We start from the raw sequence: 16127 nt of genomic DNA, 5'->3' as shown, positions 1-16127 counted from the left end.
GCGTTCATGAACTCGGTCCGTCAGCCCGCCGTCGCAGGCAGCTTCTACCCCGGCCAAGCCGCCGCCTTGGCGCATGAGGTCAGCACCTTGTTGGCCGAGGTGCCATCCCACATCGGATCAGCTGGCCCGGTGCCCAAAGCCCTGATCGTGCCACACGCTGGCTACATCTACTCTGGCGCAACCGCTGCGCTGGCCTACGCCCGGCTGGCACCCGCACGTCACAGCATCAGACGTGTGGTTCTGCTGGGTCCGGCGCATAGGGTGCCGGTGCGCGGCCTGGCGCTGCCCGATGACGACGCCCTGGCCACCCCGCTCGGTCAGGTGGCGATAGATCGGGCGGCGGTGGCGCAACTCGCGCAGCTGCCCCAGGTGGTGGTGAGTCGCTCGGTCCATGCCCACGAGCACGCCCTGGAAGTGCAGCTGCCCTTTTTGCAAACCGTGCTGGACGACTTCCAACTGGTGCCCCTGGTGGTGGGCCATGCCAGCGCCGAGGATGTTGCCGAGGTTCTGGAACGGCTGTGGGGTGGGCCGGAAACCTTGCTGGTTGTCAGCTCCGATCTGTCCCATTTTCTGCCCTATCGCGCCGCGCAACAGGCCGACAGCCAGACCATGCAGGCCATCCTGCGTCTGGATGGCCCCTTGAGCCAACAGCAAGCCTGTGGCGGCACATCCATCAACGGCCTGCTGCTGGCGGCCCGGCACCATGGCCTGCAGCCCCGTTTGCTCGGGATGTGCAACTCGGGAGATACCGCGGGCGACTTGGCGCGTGTGGTGGGCTATGCGGCCGTGGCGTTCATGGAGGTGGACCATGCAAACTGAACCCGCACCGTGCGGCTGTTCCGAGGCCCTGGGAGACAGCCTGCTGCACCTGGCCCGCGCCAGCATCTCCACCGCCCTGGGCCAACCGGTCGACGCCATAGACGATGTCGCCGGGCTGCTCGACCCAGGCGCCTGCTTTGTCACGCTGACCCAGCACGGGCAGTTGCGCGGCTGTGTCGGTTCATTGCAGGCGCGACGCAGCCTGCGGGCCGATGTGCAGGCCAATGCGGTGGCTGCCGCCCTGCAAGACACCCGCTTCGCACCCTTGAGCCTGGCCGAACTGGCGCACACGGACATCGAGGTCTCGCTGTTGTCACCGATGCAAGCCATGCCGTTTGTGGATGAGGCCGATGCGCTGGCCCAGTTGCGACCCGGCGTGGACGGCGTGGTGTTTGCGTTTGGCCCCCACCGCAGCACCTTTTTGCCGCAGGTCTGGGCGCAGTTGCCGCAGGCCCACGACTTCATGGCACAGCTCAAACGCAAGGCCGGTCTGCCTGCCAACTTCTGGGATGCCGGTGTGCGCCTGCAACGCTACACGGTCCAGTCCTGGCATGAGCCGTCACGCAACAGGAGGGACTGATGTCCAGCCCCTGCTATCCGGCACGGTACTGGCACAGCCTGCCCGACGGGCGCCTGCAGTGTGACCTGTGCCCGCGCGACTGCAGGCTGCACGAAGGCCAGCGCGGAGCCTGTTTTGTCCGCCAACGCGAGGGTGACCAGATGGTCCTGAGCACCTACGGGCGCTCATCGGGCTTTTGCATCGACCCGATCGAGAAAAAGCCGCTGAACCACTTTCACCCGGGTAGCAGCGTGTTGTCGTTTGGCACGGCTGGCTGCAACCTGGCCTGCAAGTTCTGCCAGAACTGGGACATCAGCAAATCACGGGACATGGACCGGCTGATGGACCCCGCCTCGCCCGAGGCCATCGCCAGCGCCGCTGTTCAGCACGGCTGCAAAAGTGTGGCCTTCACCTACAACGACCCGGTGATTTTTGCGGAATACGCGATGGATGTGGCCGATGCCTGCCATGCGGCCGGGGTGCAAACCGTGGCGGTGACGGCTGGTTACATGCACGATCAGCCACGCCGCGACTTTTACACCAAGATCGATGCGGCCAATGTTGACTTGAAGGCGTTCAGTGACGACTTTTACGTCCAGCTCACCGGCTCACACCTGCAACCGGTGCTCGAAACACTACTCTATTTGAAGCATGAGACCCAGGTCTGGCTTGAGCTAACAACGCTTTTGATACCTGGCCAGAATGACTCGGACGAAGAACTGGCCGCGCTGTCGGCTTGGGTGTTGCAGGAACTGGGGCCGGACGTGCCGCTGCATTTTTCAGCGTTTCATCCTGACCACAAGATGCGTCACGTGCCGTCCACACCACCCGCCACCCTGGTGCGGGCTCGCCACATTGCGCTCAACACCGGTTTGCACCACGTCTATACCGGCAATGTGCACCATGTCGACGGTGACACCACGTTTTGTCCGGCTTGCCAGGCGCCGCTGATTGTGCGCGACTGGTACCAGATCAAGTCTTACCGGCTCAGACCCGATGGACGCTGCCCCGACTGTGGTGCGCCCCTGGCCGGGCGCTTTGATGCGGCAGGTGGTGATTTTGGGCGGCAGCGCATTCCCATCACCATCGGGCGCTGAAAACGCCCCCCAGGCGCCGTCTGGCGACGCCTTGACTCACACCTTGGCGGGCTTGAGGGCTGCGCTGTTTTTGCGCAAACCCAGTGCCAACAACAGCATGCCCGCCATCAGCACCGCCACCACTTCATAGGCCACGCTGAAACCCGCAGCCCCTTGGCCACTGAAGTCGGCCAAAGCGCCAATGGTGGCGGCAGACAACAAGGTGCCGATGCTGGTGCAGATGTTGATCAGACCCTGCGCTGTGCCACGAAAGGCCAAGGGCGCCTCTTCGATGGCGATGGTTCGCAGCGCCCCACTCACCACCACTCCCACCCCCAAACCCACCGGCATGGTGGCCAGCAGGAAGCCCCACAAACCAAAGCCGGTGTAGGCGCAAGCACCGTACCCCAGACTCAGCAGGGCAAAACCAGCCACGATCAACACGCGCGCGCCCAGGCGATTGAGCAAACGCCCGGCGCCCATGGAGCCGATGATCGAACACAGCACCATCGGCAGCAGCACAAAACCGGCGTTCTGCCGCGCCACCGCATACGCCAAGGTGGCGATGGAGGTCAAGAAGACCACACTGCCCATGCCAAAACCGGCCCCCAGCGTCAGAAAATAGGTCAGTGACAGCTGCCGGTTGGCAAACATCGAGATCGGAATCAGCGGCTGCTCGGCACGCTTTTCCACCCACACGAACAAAGGCAACAAAACTATCAGCGCGGCCAGCGTGAAGGGCCACACACGCTGCCCGCTCATGTCGTCCAGCACGCGTGTGACACTGGCCACCAGGGCCGACAACAGCAGGAACAGCACCACAATGCCGCGCCAGTCCAGCGCAGGCAACACACCCGCCGGGCGCTGGCTGGGCAAGGCACGCGCCCCGAGAAACAGCACATAGGCCGCAATCGGCAGGTTGGCCAGGAAGATCCAGTGCCAGTCCAGGGTCACCATCACCAGACCGGCCAGCGGCGGGCCCAGCACAAAGGCCATGCCGTAGGTCGCACCAATCAGCCCCAGCGCACGGCCACGCTCCTTGGGCGGCAAAGCGTCGGCAATCACCGCACTGGCTGTTGGGATGATGCCGCCGCCACCCATGCCCTGAATGACCCGTCCCAGCACCACCGCCCAAAAGGTGGGCGCCAGCGCAATCACCAGGGAGCCCAGGGCAAACAGCGAGATGCTGATCAGGTAGATGGGGCGACGGCCATAGCGGTCACCCAGGCTGGCCAGCGGTGCGGTGCTGCACAGCGAGGCCAGGATGAACGCAATCATCACCAGGCCCACACGCCGGTTGTCGATCTGGAAAGCCTCCCGAAGCGCGGGGATGGCGGGTGCAATGATGGCGGTGTCCAAGGCCGACATGAAAACACCAATAAACAGCACCGTCATCAGTCGCCGGTACGCTGGTGTACCGGCCGGGATGGAAACAGACGACATCAAAACCCCACTCATTACAAACAAGCCATTTGAAAAGCTGGCAGTGTATAGTTTTTGGGCGTTTTGATTCCTCAGCACCCGCTGTGCCCTGCGGGCGCGAAGACCTCGTGCAGACTCAGAGACTGGCTTGCGCGTGGCTGTAACACTTCTTGGGGCAGATCTTGGAGCAGGCGGTGCAGCCGATACACAGCTCCTGGTGCGCGAGGGTCATCACCTTCTTCTCGTATTCCCCATCGTCGTCATCGTCGTCCATATCTACCGCAATACGCTCGCCGTCTTCCGTCAGGCCGACCAGTTCCATCACGCCGCGCGGGCACACTTTGAAACAGCGGCCGCAGCCGATGCACTTCTCGTCATCGATGGCAGTGACAAAGGCCGGAATCCAGATTTCGCCACTGGGCAGGGTGACGCTGAAGGGGGTGCTCATGGTGGGTTCTCTTTCTAGGAATGTACTCAGGCCTCGGCCGCTGCCAGGGCTTTGCGTGCGTCCATCAGCAAGACGTGGGCTTCAAAACAGCGCTGCGCCACCTCGGGGATTTTTTCCCAGTGGGTAGGCAATTCTTCAGACAGGTCATGCAGGTCCATCTTGGCCTGGGTGGCGCGGGCATTGAGTTTTTTCAGCTGCGCCTTGCGTTCTTCAATGTCCATGGTCAGGCTCCGTATTGCGCCACGTCGGGGTAGGTCCGGATCATGGTGACCGCTTCGTTCAGAAACTTGGTGCCCGCCTCGGACAGTTTGGCAAGCGAAGCAAAACCAAAGCGGTGCACATCGCGCAGCTGTTTGTTGACCACCACCAGACGGCCTGCCAGCAAAACCATGCGGCCAAAACCCTCGTGGCTCATCTTCATCATGGGCGACACCATCTGCCCTGTTTCACGTTCGATGGCCACCGCAATGGCGTTGTAGAACAGCTCCAGGCGCCACAAGGTCTCAGGGTCAGGGTCCCCCAGGATCGGTAGCGCACGGCGCTCCTCGGCGGTGTGGATAAAGGGTTTGAGCAGCTGCAGGTCGCTCTTGTTGTCCCAGGTGCCATTCATGTCCTGCGCACGCAACTGCTTGATCAGTTGCTGCACAAAAGGCGTACCCAGATAGGCCTCGTCGCTGCTTGGCTCGGTGGGGATGTCCAGGGTGCTCTGTTCGTTCATGGGGCCACCTCGTCTTCTTCAAAGTCAAAGGTGCGCACGCCGTCCTTGGCCAGCGCCTTGCGCAACCAAGGGGGCGGTGTCCCCTGCAGCACCACCTGGAGCTTGTCCAGAATACCGGTGATGGACTCGGGCTGCGGGACTTTGATCGGGTGGATCTTCATGGCCACCACACGCGCGGCCCCTGAGCCACCAATGGCGGCCACATACACGATGGCGCAGTCCTTGATGGCTTCGAGTTTGGGCGCGAGTTTGTCCTCGTCGCCGTCTTCTTCGAGCTTGTCGCCAAACTCAAAACTCTCGACAAAATGGTGCCCGGTGGGCGAGACCTCATACACCACGATGCTTTTGGCCCAGCCAAAATGTGCATCGACCCGTTCCTTGTCCTGGGTCGCGAAGGCAATTTTCATAGGGCCTCCTGCCAACATGCCTGAGGGCTGAGGCCCACCCCATCCGGGGCAGGCAAATACATCACACGGTGATCAAGGGGGCTCATGGTTCCTCCTGGGGTGGTTCAGGCGCTGGCGACAGCCAGACCGGTTGGGGTGGGTGTGGCAACAGGGGCGGCGGCGCGCAGCGCTTCGGGGCTCAGCGGCCAGTCATCGGCGTGGTGGTGTTTGATCTGGTCGATCATGAGGTTGGCCACCTCAAAAATCAGCGCCATGGTGCCGCGGTAACCCACCAAACAGCGGTGGGCGTTGCCGACACGGTCAAACACCGGAAAGCCAATACGCAGCAGCGGTTTGTCCAGCCGCTCGGCGGCTTGGCGACCATGGGAATGGGTCACGATGAGGTCGCAGTCTGCCGCGCCGCGCTCCAGGTCTTCAAGGTCACCCAAGATCACCGTTGGTGCGGGCAACAGTGCATGTGAGGCTGATTTGGTGGTGCTGACACAGCAGCGCAGTTCTGCGCCCATCTCGTGTAACAGGCTGCCCACCGCCAGCAGCAGGTCAGGTTCAGCAGCCATCGCCACCTTGATACCACCGGTGTAGAAATGGCCGTCGAGCATGGCGTCGAGCAGCTGGCTGCGTTGGCGGCGGTATTTGGCGGGGACGGGGCGTCCAGAAAGTTGGGACAGACACTGCAGAAAGCGGTCATTGACTTCCAGGCCGGTGAGCCGGTCAAACATCTCGAATGGTGTCCCGGCAATGTCTTGCAAGGCCAAGGCTGCCTCGCGGGTCTGCTCACCAACTGCCAAGGTCAGTGCCGAGGCACCGGCTGCCCGGATGTCCTGCAGCGAGGTGCCGCCCAGGGTGGTGCCTCGCCAGTCCGGCGGTATATGGCCATCCAGCGAACCAGACACATCGGGCAGGACAATCACCGACAGGCCAAAGGCCTCGATGATCTCGCGCAACTCGGTGATGTCAGCGGGCGACAGGTGGCTGCCCGGCAACAGGGTCACCTGGTCGGTTTGGCGCGGCAGGGGCTTGACCAGCGTGCGCACGATGGCCGTCACCGCAACACGGTAACCATCCTCAAAACCACCCACATAGTCGGGTGTCGAGGCATACACAATCTCGGTGTCGGCCAGTTCGGGATGGCGTTTGCGGATGGTGACGAGGTAGCCCTCTACATCGTCACCCTTGGTCTCGGTCAGACCGGTGGAGCAGATCGCAATGATGTGCGGCGCTGCACGTTTGCGGATGTTGAGCAAGGCCGCCTCGATGTTGTCGTAGCCACCCAGAATCGAAGTCACCTCGTTCATCGCGGTGGTTTGCAAAGGGATGGCTTCCTTGAAATGGCGCACCAGCAGCACCAGGCCAAACGAGGTGCAGCCCTGCGAACCGTGCATCACCGGCATACAGGCGTCCAAACCCAGAAAGGCCAGACTCGCACCGAGCGGCTGGCTCATCTTGAGCGGATTGACCGCACAGGCTTTTTTGATGTCAACAACGTGTGCCATGGAGGAAGCGTCTCGGGTGAAGCCTCATTCAGGCCGGTACTTCTTCTGGCACCAGCCCCAGAGCATGGGCGGCGACCTCAGACAGAAAACGGGTGGCCTGCTGGTCAGTCGCCTGTGGCGCGCTTGTCGCCACCGCACCCAGGGTCTCACCGTCGTCGCCCCAGGGCGCGGGCATGCGCACCTGCTGCCAGACCGGGTTGGACAAGGCGCGGTCAATCTGACTCACCAGCTCGACCATGCCCTCGTAACCGGCATAGGGGTGGTAACGCTCCTGGTTGATGTCGAGCCAGGGCATGCGCGCCTTGAGCGCCACGAACTGGCTGCGCCCCCCAGAGAGCATGATGTCGGCGCGGGCATCACGCAACATGTTGTACATCTCGCGCGGGGTCATGTTGTCGATCATGTGGGCGTCATCCCCCATGATCTCCTTGATCTTTTGTTTGTCTTCTTTGGTGGATTTTTTGACGCTGGTGCCCACAATCTCAAGCCCGGCCTCTTGCAGCGCCGCCACCACCGACCAGGACTTGACCCCCCCGGTGATCAACAGCACCCGTTTGCCAGATAGGCGTTGTTTGTATTGCTCGATGCGCTGGTAAGCACGCGCTTCTTCCACGGCAATCAGACGCTCGGTGCGGCCCAGCAATTCGTCCGGCGCGCCTTGCTGCACCAGAAGTCTGGCGATCTGGCGCAAGCTGTCACTCATGTCACCAATGCCGTAGAAAGAACCTTCAAAGTAAGGAATGCCCCAGCGCTTCTCCATCTTGGTGGCGATGTTGATCATCGACTTGGAGCACACCATCATGTTCACCTTGGCCCGGTGCGCGCTGGCAATTTCCTTGTACCGCCCATCGCCGGCCATACAACACAAGATACGGATGCCCAAGGCGTCGAGCAGCGGTTTGACCTGCCACAACTCACCCACCAGGTTGTATTCACCAATGATGTTGATGTCATAGGGGGTGGTGAACTCGGGCTCCACCGTGCCAATCACATAGTCCAGCAGCGCCTCGGCACCGAGTTTGTTGCCCAGGTTTTTGATGCCCGCAAAACCCGGCGCGTTGACCGGGATGATGGGTTTGCCAAATTTCTCGCTGGCGCGTTGACACACCGCTTCGATGTCGTCACCAATCAATGCGGTGACACAGGTCTGGTAAACAAACACCGCAGGTGGGTCGTATTTCTCCAGAATTTCGCGGATCGATTTGAACAGGCGTTTTTCACCGCCGTAGATCACATCGAGTTCGTTGATGTCGGTGGTGAAACCGGTGCGGTAAATCTGCGGGCCGCTTGAGGCACTGTGCCGGTTGTCCCAGGAGTTGCCTTCACAAGCAATGGGGCCGTGTACCAAGTGCGCCACATCCGCAATCGGCTGCAAGGCGATCTTGGCGCCATCAAAGGCGCAGCCACCCGCCGCAGCACCGGGTGCAAGCTGTGCCGTGCAGCCCTTTTTGCGCTCCTTCTCACTTTTGCCCTGGTTCTTGTCACAACCAGGTTCTTCAAACACGTCGGCAATCCTGGCCTTGAGCAAAGTCGACATGGAATACTCCTGATGGGGTGAATGCAGGAGTCATCGCATTTTTGGTGCCAGGGTCAAATGGCCATCAGACCGGTGTTATTGGCTCGGACTGTCCTTCTTGGGCTGGAAATTTGGCAGGTTTGAAGGAATTGCGACAAAAAAAAGCCCCCTTGCCGAGACAGTGCTCAAACAAGGGGGCCGTTGACGGGGGACAGTCAGGTCTTAACCCGCACCAAACACCAGGTTGGGCAAGTACAACACACTGGTCGGCCACACAATCATCAGGATCACCAAACCGATCACAGCAGCCAGCAGAGGGAACGCTTCCTTGATGTACTCGTCCATCGGGCATTTGAGAATGCCGCAGACGGTGAACATCGCCACACCCACGGGTGGTGTCATGCCGCCCAAGGTCACGCAGGTCATCATCACCAGACCAAAATGCACCGGGTCAATGCCGACACGCATGATGATGGGCATCAGGATCGGGGTCACCAACAGCACAATCACAGTGGCCTCCAGGAACATGCCCAGCACAATGATGAAAGTGATCAACAACAGCATCAGCGCGATCCTGTTCTCGGTGATGCCCACCAGGAAGGACGCCGCATCCTGAGGCACACCTTCGAGTGTGATCATGTAACCGATCATCGACGAGAACATGATGATCAGCATGATCATGCCGATGTCTGATACCGCATGGCGCAGCGCATTCAGCAGTGCGTCAAGTGACAGTTCACGGTAGATCACCATACCCACAAAAATCGCGTAGGCCACCGCAAACGCACCGGCCTCTGAGGGGGTGAAGATCCCGTAACGGATCCCCACAATCAGCAGGATCGGGAACATCAGCGCCCATTTGCATTCCCACATGCGATTCGCGATCTCTTTGAACGTTGGCGGTTTGGCGAGCTCGGCGGTGTAACCACGGCGCCGTGCCACGATGTAGGCCACACTCATCAGCACAATGGTCATCAACACGCCTGGCACGATACCGCCGACAAACAGGCGGCCGATGGACACATTGCCCATGAAGCCGTAGAGGATCAGCCCGATGCTGGGCGGAATGGTGGCGGTGATCAGTGAGCCCACCGCGATCACTGCGCTGGTGTAACCACGGGTGTAGCCCCGTTTGATCATGTCCGGTCCCAGAATGCGGGCTTCCATCGCAGCGTCGGCCACGGCCGAGCCCGACACACCCCCCATCAAGGCGCTGAGCATGATGGCGACCTGCGCCAGACCACCACGCATCCAGCCGGTGAGCACGGTGGACAAGGAGATCAAACGGCTGGTGATGCCCGAGGCATTCATCAAATGCCCGGCAAACACAAACAAAGGCACCGCCAGCAACGGAAAGGACTGGGTTGCGGTGGCAATTTTCTGAACCGCAATTTCAGGCGGAACCGGGCCAAAGATGTAGAACATCACGGCCGAGATGCCAATCGCAAACGCCACCGGCATGCCGAGGAACATCAGCACCAAAAATAGAAGAGTAAGGATGCCGCTCATATCGCCGTCCCGTCATGACCTTCAAGTGAAAGAACCTCGCGCCCGGTCAGACCGCGCCACAAACGTGTGACAGCGGTGGCCAGCATCAGGAATGAACCCACCGGGATACACGCGGTGACCCAGCTGTAGCTGATACCGACATCACCCAGCACACGTTCCATGTTTTGCAGTGTGAGCTTGGTGCCATACCAGACCAGGAAGCCCAGGAAAAAGGCGATGGCGATCAACCAGATGATGGCCAACACCTTCCTGACCGAACGCGGAAGCTTGCGGGTCAGGATGTCGATTTCGATGTGGGTGTTTTTCTTGAGCGCCAGATCAGCGCCCAGCACACACGCCCAGGCAAAACTGAGCTGGGCCAGGTCCACTGCCCAGATGACGGGCACACCCGCCGTCCGGGTGGCAGCCCCGATCAGTACAAAGATAGAGGTGGCTGCAAAGAACGCCATCGCCAGGCGTTCCTCCAGCTTAAATAGCAGATGTGCCACAAAACGTCCTTACTTGGCCAATACAGCATTCACCTGCTTGCGCAGATCGGTGTAGCCCAGCTTCTCGTAGACCACGCTGGTGGAGGCCACGAAAGGTTTGGTGTCGATGTCCACAATCTGCACACCTTTTTCGCGCATCAGCTTTTCATAGTTGCCAATGGAGTCGATGGTGGCTTTGGACGCGGTATCACCGGCCTTGAGGGCTTCATCGTGCACCACTTTTTGCAGATTGGCTGGCAGCTTGTCGAACCAGATCTTGGAGCCGACCAAACCGGTGATCAGGCTGATGTGGCCGGTCTTGGTGATGTACTTCACCACCTCAAACAGGCGCTGACCGTAGGTGGCAGGTGCTTGTGCTTCAGCGGCGTCAATGGCCTTCATCTGCAGGGCCGAGTAGACCTCTGCCCAAGGCATCGGGGTGGGGGTCGCACCCAGGCCACGAACGGTTTCCAGCCAGACCGGCGCACCAGGGGTACGCATACGCACACCAGCCAGATCGGCGGGTGTTTTGACCGGCTTCATGGTCAACAACTGGCGGTCACCCTGGTACCAGTTGAAGGACAGGATCTGGTGGCCACTGGCAGCACGCAGTTTGTTGTTCCAGTCGTCCATCAACGGCGAGGTCACCACTTTGCGCATTTCGGTGTAACCGTGGGTCAGGTAGGGCGCGCCAAGCACACCAAACTCTTTGACAAACGGTGCCAGACGGCCACCGTCCACCAGCACCGCCACACCGGCACCGGAACGGGCTTGTTCAAGCACGTCTTCGTCTGAACCCAGCTGAGAGCTGGGGAACAAACGGACAGAAATCTTGCCGCCCGAGTTCTTCTCGACACCATCCTTGAACTGCTGCAGACCCTTGAACATCGGGTCATCCACTGTCAGGGACGAGCTCACGTTCAGGTTGAAATCTGCCGCGTGGGCCGCAGCGGCCAGCAAAACGCAGGCGGCTGTTAATGACAACAATTTGATCTTCTTCATAGTTGCTTCCTCGATCGTTGGGTGTTTGAAACTTGCTGCCCTGCGGTTACCCCGCTGGCACTTGTATGGTAGTATACTTTTCGAGAGCTTGCAACATATTTGCACTTTTTTGATGGGAAAGTTAGGTGGTTGCCGCAGTGGTTTTGAGGCTCCGGATTCACGTGCCAGCGTGATCGGCTGAACCAGCTTTTCCCTCTGTCTGAATTGATTTGAACAGGAGTGATGTGATGAAAATTATTGATGCCGAAGTGATTGTTTGCTGCCCTGGCCGCAACTTTGTGACCTTGAAAATCACGACCGATGAGGGTGTGACCGGTCTCGGGGACGGCACGCTGAACGGGCGCGAGTTGTCGGTTGCGTCGTATTTGAAAGACCATGTCTGCCCCTTGCTGATCGGGCGCGATCCACAAAAGATCGAAGACATCTGGCAATACCTCTACCGAGGTGCCTACTGGCGCCGTGGCCCGGTCACCATGTCGGCCATCGCCGCCGTGGACATGGCCTTGTGGGACATCAAGGGCAAGCTGGCCAACATGCCGGTCTACCAGTTGCTGGGTGGCGCCTCCCGCGAACACGTGATGGTCTACAGTCATGCCACCGGCCGCGACATCCCTGAAACGCTGGACGCCTTTGCCAAATACCAGGAAAAAGGCTTCAAGGCGATTCGCGCCCAGTGCGGCGTGCCGGGCATGAAATCGGTCTACGGCGTGTCCAAAGGCGGAGCGTATGAGCCCGCCACCAAAGGCTGGCCTGAAGAACAGGTCTGGAACACCGAAAAGTACCTGAATTTTGTGCCCAAGCTGTTTGAAGCGATCCGCGAGAAGTTTGGCTTCGACACCCACCTGCTGCATGATGCGCACCACCGGCTGACACCGATTGAAGCCGCGCGTCTGGGCAAGTCGGTGGAAGACTCACGCCTGTTCTGGCTCGAAGACCCGACACCAGCTGAAAACCAGGAGGCGTTTCGCCTGATCCGCCAGCACACCACCACCCCGATTGCGGTGGGTGAGGTGTTCAACAGCATCTGGGACTGCAAACAGCTGATCGAAGAGCAGTTGATCGACTACATCCGCATGACGATCACCCACTCGGGCGGTATCACCCACATGCGCCGTATTGCTGACTTTGCCGCGATGTACCAGGTGCGCACCGGCAGCCACGGCCCGTCCGACCTGTCACCCGTGTGTATGGGTGCCGCGCTGCACTTTGACCTGTGGGCGCCCAATTTCGGCATGCAGGAGTACATGGGTTACCACGAACAGACCATGGACGTCTTCCAATGTGGCTGGAGCTACAAGGATGGCTTCATGCACCCGGGTGACAAACCAGGGCTGGGTGTAGAAATCGACGAGGAACTGGCCAAGAAATACCCGTACGAGCCAGCCTACCTGCCGGTGGCCCGCCTGGAAGACGGCACCTTGTGGAATTGGTAAAAGCGTGATTCGGCCGCTGCTGACACCGGGTCAGCAGTGTGCCGCAGTCCGCTCAGGCTGACTCGAACAGATCCGGGAACTGCGCCGCAATATCGGGCAGCGAGACAATGATTTCGCGCAGATGGGCGCGGGTGGCCGCCGCCGCCGCCACCGGGTCACGCGCCTCAATGCCATCGACAATGCGGCTGTGCTGCTCGATGATCAGGTGGATGGGCGTGGCGTCATCCAGGCTCAGGTAACGGATGCGGTCCATCTGCGCCTTGATGCTCTCCACCATGCGCCAGGCGTAGGTGCGGCGCACCGACAGCGCAATGGTGCGGTGAAACTCCTCGTCAAGCACCAGAAACTCCTCGTTCAAACCGGGCGCCACCTTGGCTTGCTGTGCGATCAAATCACGCAGGTCCTGGATGGCGCTGGGCGGTGCCGAGGTGGCGGCCTCCTCAGCCACAGCGACCTCGATGGCTTCACGCACAAAACGGGCGTCGAGCACGTCGGCCACGGAGATCTTGATCACAAAAGTACCCCGCTGGGGCAAGATGACCACCAGCCGCTCCTCGGCCAGTTTGATGAAGGCCTCGCGCACCGGCTGGCGGCTGGTTTCATAGCGTTTGGCGATTTCAGATTCAGACAGGGCCTGACCCGGGCGCAACTCACCACGGATGATGGCGCCGCGCAGGTGCCGATGCAGCTGGGTGCCGATGGAGACAGGTTCAACGTGCTGGAAAGCGCGAACGGATTTGGTTTTCGAACGCATGGCTCAAGTATCGCACCTGGCTTGACAAAACAGGCCTTCTGAAGGCAGCAAGTTGGCTCTTGTATGGCAGGTGTTGGCTCCATACCACCGTCTGCCGTTCCTGTGCCATGCGGGGAAAGCCACCACGCACCAGCCAAGCGCGCTGCGTGGCCAACGCAGTAGCCACACAACGCTATGAAATCAATTGCTACAAGCCCCTATAGATTAAGGGCTAGAGGCACTTTTTCCATATAAAACAGGGCAGATCCAACTGGTCTGCCCTCTGCGTTTTTTAATGCCACGGTGAGCGCGCCAAACGGGGCACCCGTGAACCGGTGTTTTGGGGTCAAAACTTGACCAGAATGTCCTCGTCGCGCACCACCATCTGGCAGGCCAGCCGCCACGGGGGAGGCAGGTCTTTGGTCTCGGCATCAGCGATCTGCTGGGCGGTGATCTTGCCAGCGAGCTTGAGCACCAGTTTTTCCTTTTCGGTCAGCGCCACACCAATCGGTGTTTTGCCCGACAACACCGACACCTGCACCTGGCAGGAGCCACATTCGCCGTTTTCACACTCGGACTGCAGCGGCACGTTATTGGCTTTGGCCACGGCGAGCAAGGTCTTGGTGTCACCTGCCACGGCATACACCGTCAGGTCTTTTTTCATTCGAGGAGAGCTAAAAGTTACGTTCGCCATGATGTTCTCAATTGGTTTGCAGGAAGCCCTTGAGGTGCTGCAGCCGTCGTTGTCGAGCTTGCGTTGAAGCCCGCAGCCGTACTCTCGTACGGCGAGGACTGCAGACGCATGATCGGCCCGCGCAATAGACGGATGCGGCCCCTTAGCGGACGATGTCGTAGCTGTAGTCGGTCTTGCCGATGGCCATGGTGTTCGCATCGAGTGCTTCAAAGAACTCGTCGAGCAACATCACCAGCACCCGCAGGCCGCCTTCATACCCCCAGGTGGGGTAACGATGGTGGTGGTGGCGGTCGTGGATCGGGAACACCAAGCGCACCAGCGGCACCTTGGTGTCGCGCTCGAGGAACTTGCCATACGTGTTGCCAATCAGGAAATCGACCGGTTCGGTGAACAGCAGCGAGCGCAGGTGCCACAGGTCGCGCTTCGGATACACCTTGCAACCCTTGCCGTACGGCGTGGAATCAAACAGCGCCTGCACCTTGGCCGCCCACTCGGGGGTTCCGTTGGTGGACAACACATGGGTCGGCTCGGCACCGAGTTCGAGCAGGAAGGCGGCGTAGCCCAGCAACTGGTCCGGGTCACCGTACAGGGCAAACTTTTTGCCGTGCAAATGCGCCTGGCTGTCGGCCAGCGCGTCCACCAGCTGGCCGCGTTCTTTTTCGAGCTCGGCTGGAATCGGTTTGCCGGTCAGGCGCGAGATCTCCATCAGGAACTTGTCGGTACCCGCCACACCCACCGGGGCGTTGAGGGTGACCACTTCCTGGCCGTGTTCAGCGATGAATTTGCTGGTTTTTTCGCAGCAGAATTCCTGGAACACGATGGTGGCCTTGGCGTGCAGGGCGGCCACCACCTCTTCCTTGGTGGTGCCACCGGCGTACATCCGGAACTCGCCGTCGGTGGGCGTGTTCCAGCTCTCGGACGGGTCACAGATGATGTTCACCTGGACACCGAACAGGTCAAAAATGCGGCGGATTTCCTTCATGTTGCCGACGACAAAGCCGTCAAAGCCACCGATGAAGTTGATGCTGTCATTGGGCACGCGCACCAGCGGCTCAGTGGTCTTGGCCTTGCCATCCCAGAAGTGGCGCAACACACCCAGCAGGGCATTGTCGTAACCGGTGATGTGGCTGCCCACAAATGCTGGGGTGTGGGCAAACGGCACGTCAAACTCTTCGGGAATGCTGCCCTTTTGTTTGCTGGTTTTGATGAAGGCGTCAACGTCGTCCCCAATCACCTCGGCCATACAGGTGGTGGACACCGCGATCATGTCGGGCTTGTACAGGCTGTAGGCGTTGGCCAGGCCGTCAACCATGTTGTTCAGGCCACCAAACACCGCAGCGTCTTCGGTCATGCTGGACGACACACAGCTGGTGGGCTCCTTGAAATGGCGCGAGAAGTGGGCGCGGTAGTACGCCACACAACCCTGGCTGCCATGCACAAAACTCAGGGTTTTGGCAAACCCGTTGGCGGCAAACACCGCACCCAGCGGCTGGCAGGCCTTGGCCGGGTTGACCACGAGCGAGTCGCGGGCAAAGTTTTTGAGTTTGTAGTCTTCGGTCTTGGTCCACTCCACGGTCTGGCCGATGGTGGCTTCGGAATGGTTGAATTCAAAGGCCTTCTTCTTCTCGAAGAGGTCTTGGTACTCGGGTTCACGAAACAACATTTCGTGGTCAATGACTTTGTCGGCAACTTGAGGCATGGTGGGCTCCTAAAGGTAGTGGGCGTGGGTTGATCCGTTCAGCGCGCTTCGCCGCGCATCGGCCAGAGCATCCACGGAACCGGCTTTGCCGGGCCGTTGGATGCGCCCCCTTGAGGGGGGAGGCGGCTACGC

At 60.2% G+C, this 16127-nt stretch carries 17 protein-coding genes; 4 read left to right on the top strand and 13 right to left on the bottom strand.

Annotation, left to right across the window (positions count from 1 at the left end):
- Window positions 1-6: 6 nt before the first annotated feature.
- Genes amrB through amrS form a run of 3 tightly spaced genes read left to right on the top strand, consistent with a single transcriptional unit; the run spans window position 7 to window position 2475 of the window.
- Window positions 7-819 carry an AmmeMemoRadiSam system protein B gene (amrB, locus tag RF819_RS13215; protein WP_078365424.1) on the top strand — a complete coding sequence of 271 codons (813 nt, stop codon included), beginning with the start codon at window positions 7-9 and terminating at the stop codon, window positions 817-819.
- Window positions 809-1399: an AmmeMemoRadiSam system protein A gene (gene amrA / locus RF819_RS13210; protein ID WP_078365423.1), complete on the top strand. Its 591-nt coding sequence runs from the start codon at window positions 809-811 to the stop codon at window positions 1397-1399. The genes amrB and amrA overlap by 11 nt, the downstream gene beginning before the upstream one ends.
- Window positions 1399-2475 (top strand): AmmeMemoRadiSam system radical SAM enzyme, encoded by a 1077-nt coding sequence (gene amrS, locus RF819_RS13205; protein WP_078365422.1) that lies wholly within the window; start codon window positions 1399-1401, stop codon window positions 2473-2475. The genes amrA and amrS overlap by 1 nt, the downstream gene beginning before the upstream one ends.
- A gap of 36 nt (window positions 2476-2511) precedes the next feature.
- Here amrS and RF819_RS13200 read toward each other — a convergent pair whose 3' ends face one another.
- The 10 genes from RF819_RS13200 to RF819_RS13155 all read right to left on the bottom strand — a co-directional run bounded on the left by RF819_RS13200 (window position 2512) and on the right by RF819_RS13155 (window position 11436).
- A complete protein-coding gene (locus RF819_RS13200; RefSeq protein WP_200224458.1) occupies window positions 2512-3897 on the bottom strand; it encodes an MFS transporter in 1386 nt (461 codons plus the stop codon).
- 115 nt (window positions 3898-4012) lie between these two features.
- The gene (gene fdxB, locus RF819_RS13195; protein WP_078365421.1) at window positions 4013-4324 is read right to left on the bottom strand and encodes a ferredoxin III, nif-specific; all 312 of its coding nucleotides are present in this window, start codon (window positions 4322-4324) and stop codon (window positions 4013-4015) included.
- A 26-nt stretch (window positions 4325-4350) separates the two neighbouring features.
- Window positions 4351-4545 (bottom strand): CCE_0567 family metalloprotein, encoded by a 195-nt coding sequence (locus RF819_RS13190; RefSeq protein ID WP_078365420.1) that lies wholly within the window; start codon window positions 4543-4545, stop codon window positions 4351-4353.
- A 2-nt stretch (window positions 4546-4547) separates the two neighbouring features.
- A complete protein-coding gene (locus RF819_RS13185; RefSeq protein WP_078365419.1) occupies window positions 4548-5042 on the bottom strand; it encodes a NifX-associated nitrogen fixation protein in 495 nt (164 codons plus the stop codon).
- Window positions 5039-5449, bottom strand: coding sequence for a nitrogen fixation protein NifX (gene nifX, locus RF819_RS13180; RefSeq protein WP_078365418.1), 411 nt, complete (start codon window positions 5447-5449; stop codon window positions 5039-5041). The genes RF819_RS13185 and nifX overlap by 4 nt, the downstream gene beginning before the upstream one ends.
- A 104-nt stretch (window positions 5450-5553) precedes the next feature.
- Window positions 5554-6942 (bottom strand): nitrogenase iron-molybdenum cofactor biosynthesis protein NifN, encoded by a 1389-nt coding sequence (nifN, locus tag RF819_RS13175; RefSeq protein WP_078365417.1) that lies wholly within the window; start codon window positions 6940-6942, stop codon window positions 5554-5556.
- 28 nt (window positions 6943-6970) lie between these two features.
- A complete protein-coding gene (gene nifE / locus RF819_RS13170) occupies window positions 6971-8479 on the bottom strand; it encodes a nitrogenase iron-molybdenum cofactor biosynthesis protein NifE (protein ID WP_078365416.1) in 1509 nt (502 codons plus the stop codon).
- Between the two features lie 201 nt (window positions 8480-8680).
- Complete coding sequence (locus tag RF819_RS13165; RefSeq protein WP_078365415.1) at window positions 8681-9967, bottom strand: TRAP transporter large permease; 1287 nt, start codon at window positions 9965-9967, stop codon at window positions 8681-8683.
- Window positions 9964-10455 (bottom strand): TRAP transporter small permease, encoded by a 492-nt coding sequence (locus RF819_RS13160; RefSeq protein WP_078365414.1) that lies wholly within the window; start codon window positions 10453-10455, stop codon window positions 9964-9966. Before RF819_RS13160 ends, RF819_RS13165 begins: the two co-directional genes overlap by 4 nt.
- Window positions 10456-10464: 9 nt before the next feature.
- Complete coding sequence (locus tag RF819_RS13155; protein ID WP_078365413.1) at window positions 10465-11436, bottom strand: C4-dicarboxylate TRAP transporter substrate-binding protein; 972 nt, start codon at window positions 11434-11436, stop codon at window positions 10465-10467.
- A gap of 227 nt (window positions 11437-11663) precedes the next feature.
- On the opposite strand from RF819_RS13155, the gene manD reads away from it, so the two are divergent.
- Window positions 11664-12869 (top strand): D-mannonate dehydratase ManD, encoded by a 1206-nt coding sequence (manD, locus tag RF819_RS13150; protein WP_078365412.1) that lies wholly within the window; start codon window positions 11664-11666, stop codon window positions 12867-12869.
- Between the two features lie 52 nt (window positions 12870-12921).
- Here the strand turns inward: manD and RF819_RS13145 are convergent, their stop codons facing one another.
- The 3 genes from RF819_RS13145 to nifK all read right to left on the bottom strand — a co-directional run bounded on the left by RF819_RS13145 (window position 12922) and on the right by nifK (window position 15995).
- Complete coding sequence (locus tag RF819_RS13145) at window positions 12922-13623, bottom strand: GntR family transcriptional regulator (RefSeq protein WP_078365411.1); 702 nt, start codon at window positions 13621-13623, stop codon at window positions 12922-12924.
- A 325-nt stretch (window positions 13624-13948) separates the two neighbouring features.
- Window positions 13949-14296 (bottom strand): 2Fe-2S iron-sulfur cluster-binding protein, encoded by a 348-nt coding sequence (locus RF819_RS13140; protein ID WP_078365410.1) that lies wholly within the window; start codon window positions 14294-14296, stop codon window positions 13949-13951.
- Window positions 14297-14438: 142 nt separating this feature from the next.
- Window positions 14439-15995, bottom strand: coding sequence for a nitrogenase molybdenum-iron protein subunit beta (gene nifK / locus RF819_RS13135; protein WP_078365409.1), 1557 nt, complete (start codon window positions 15993-15995; stop codon window positions 14439-14441).
- Window positions 15996-16127: the final 132 nt, after the last annotated feature.

Origin of the sequence: Rhodoferax fermentans, assembly GCF_002017865.1 — a bacterium.
Lineage (GTDB): Bacteria > Pseudomonadota > Gammaproteobacteria > Burkholderiales > Burkholderiaceae_C > Rhodoferax > Rhodoferax fermentans.
The sequence above is the reverse complement of the archived record's forward strand: the minus strand, read 5'-3'. Positions and strand labels throughout refer to the sequence as shown.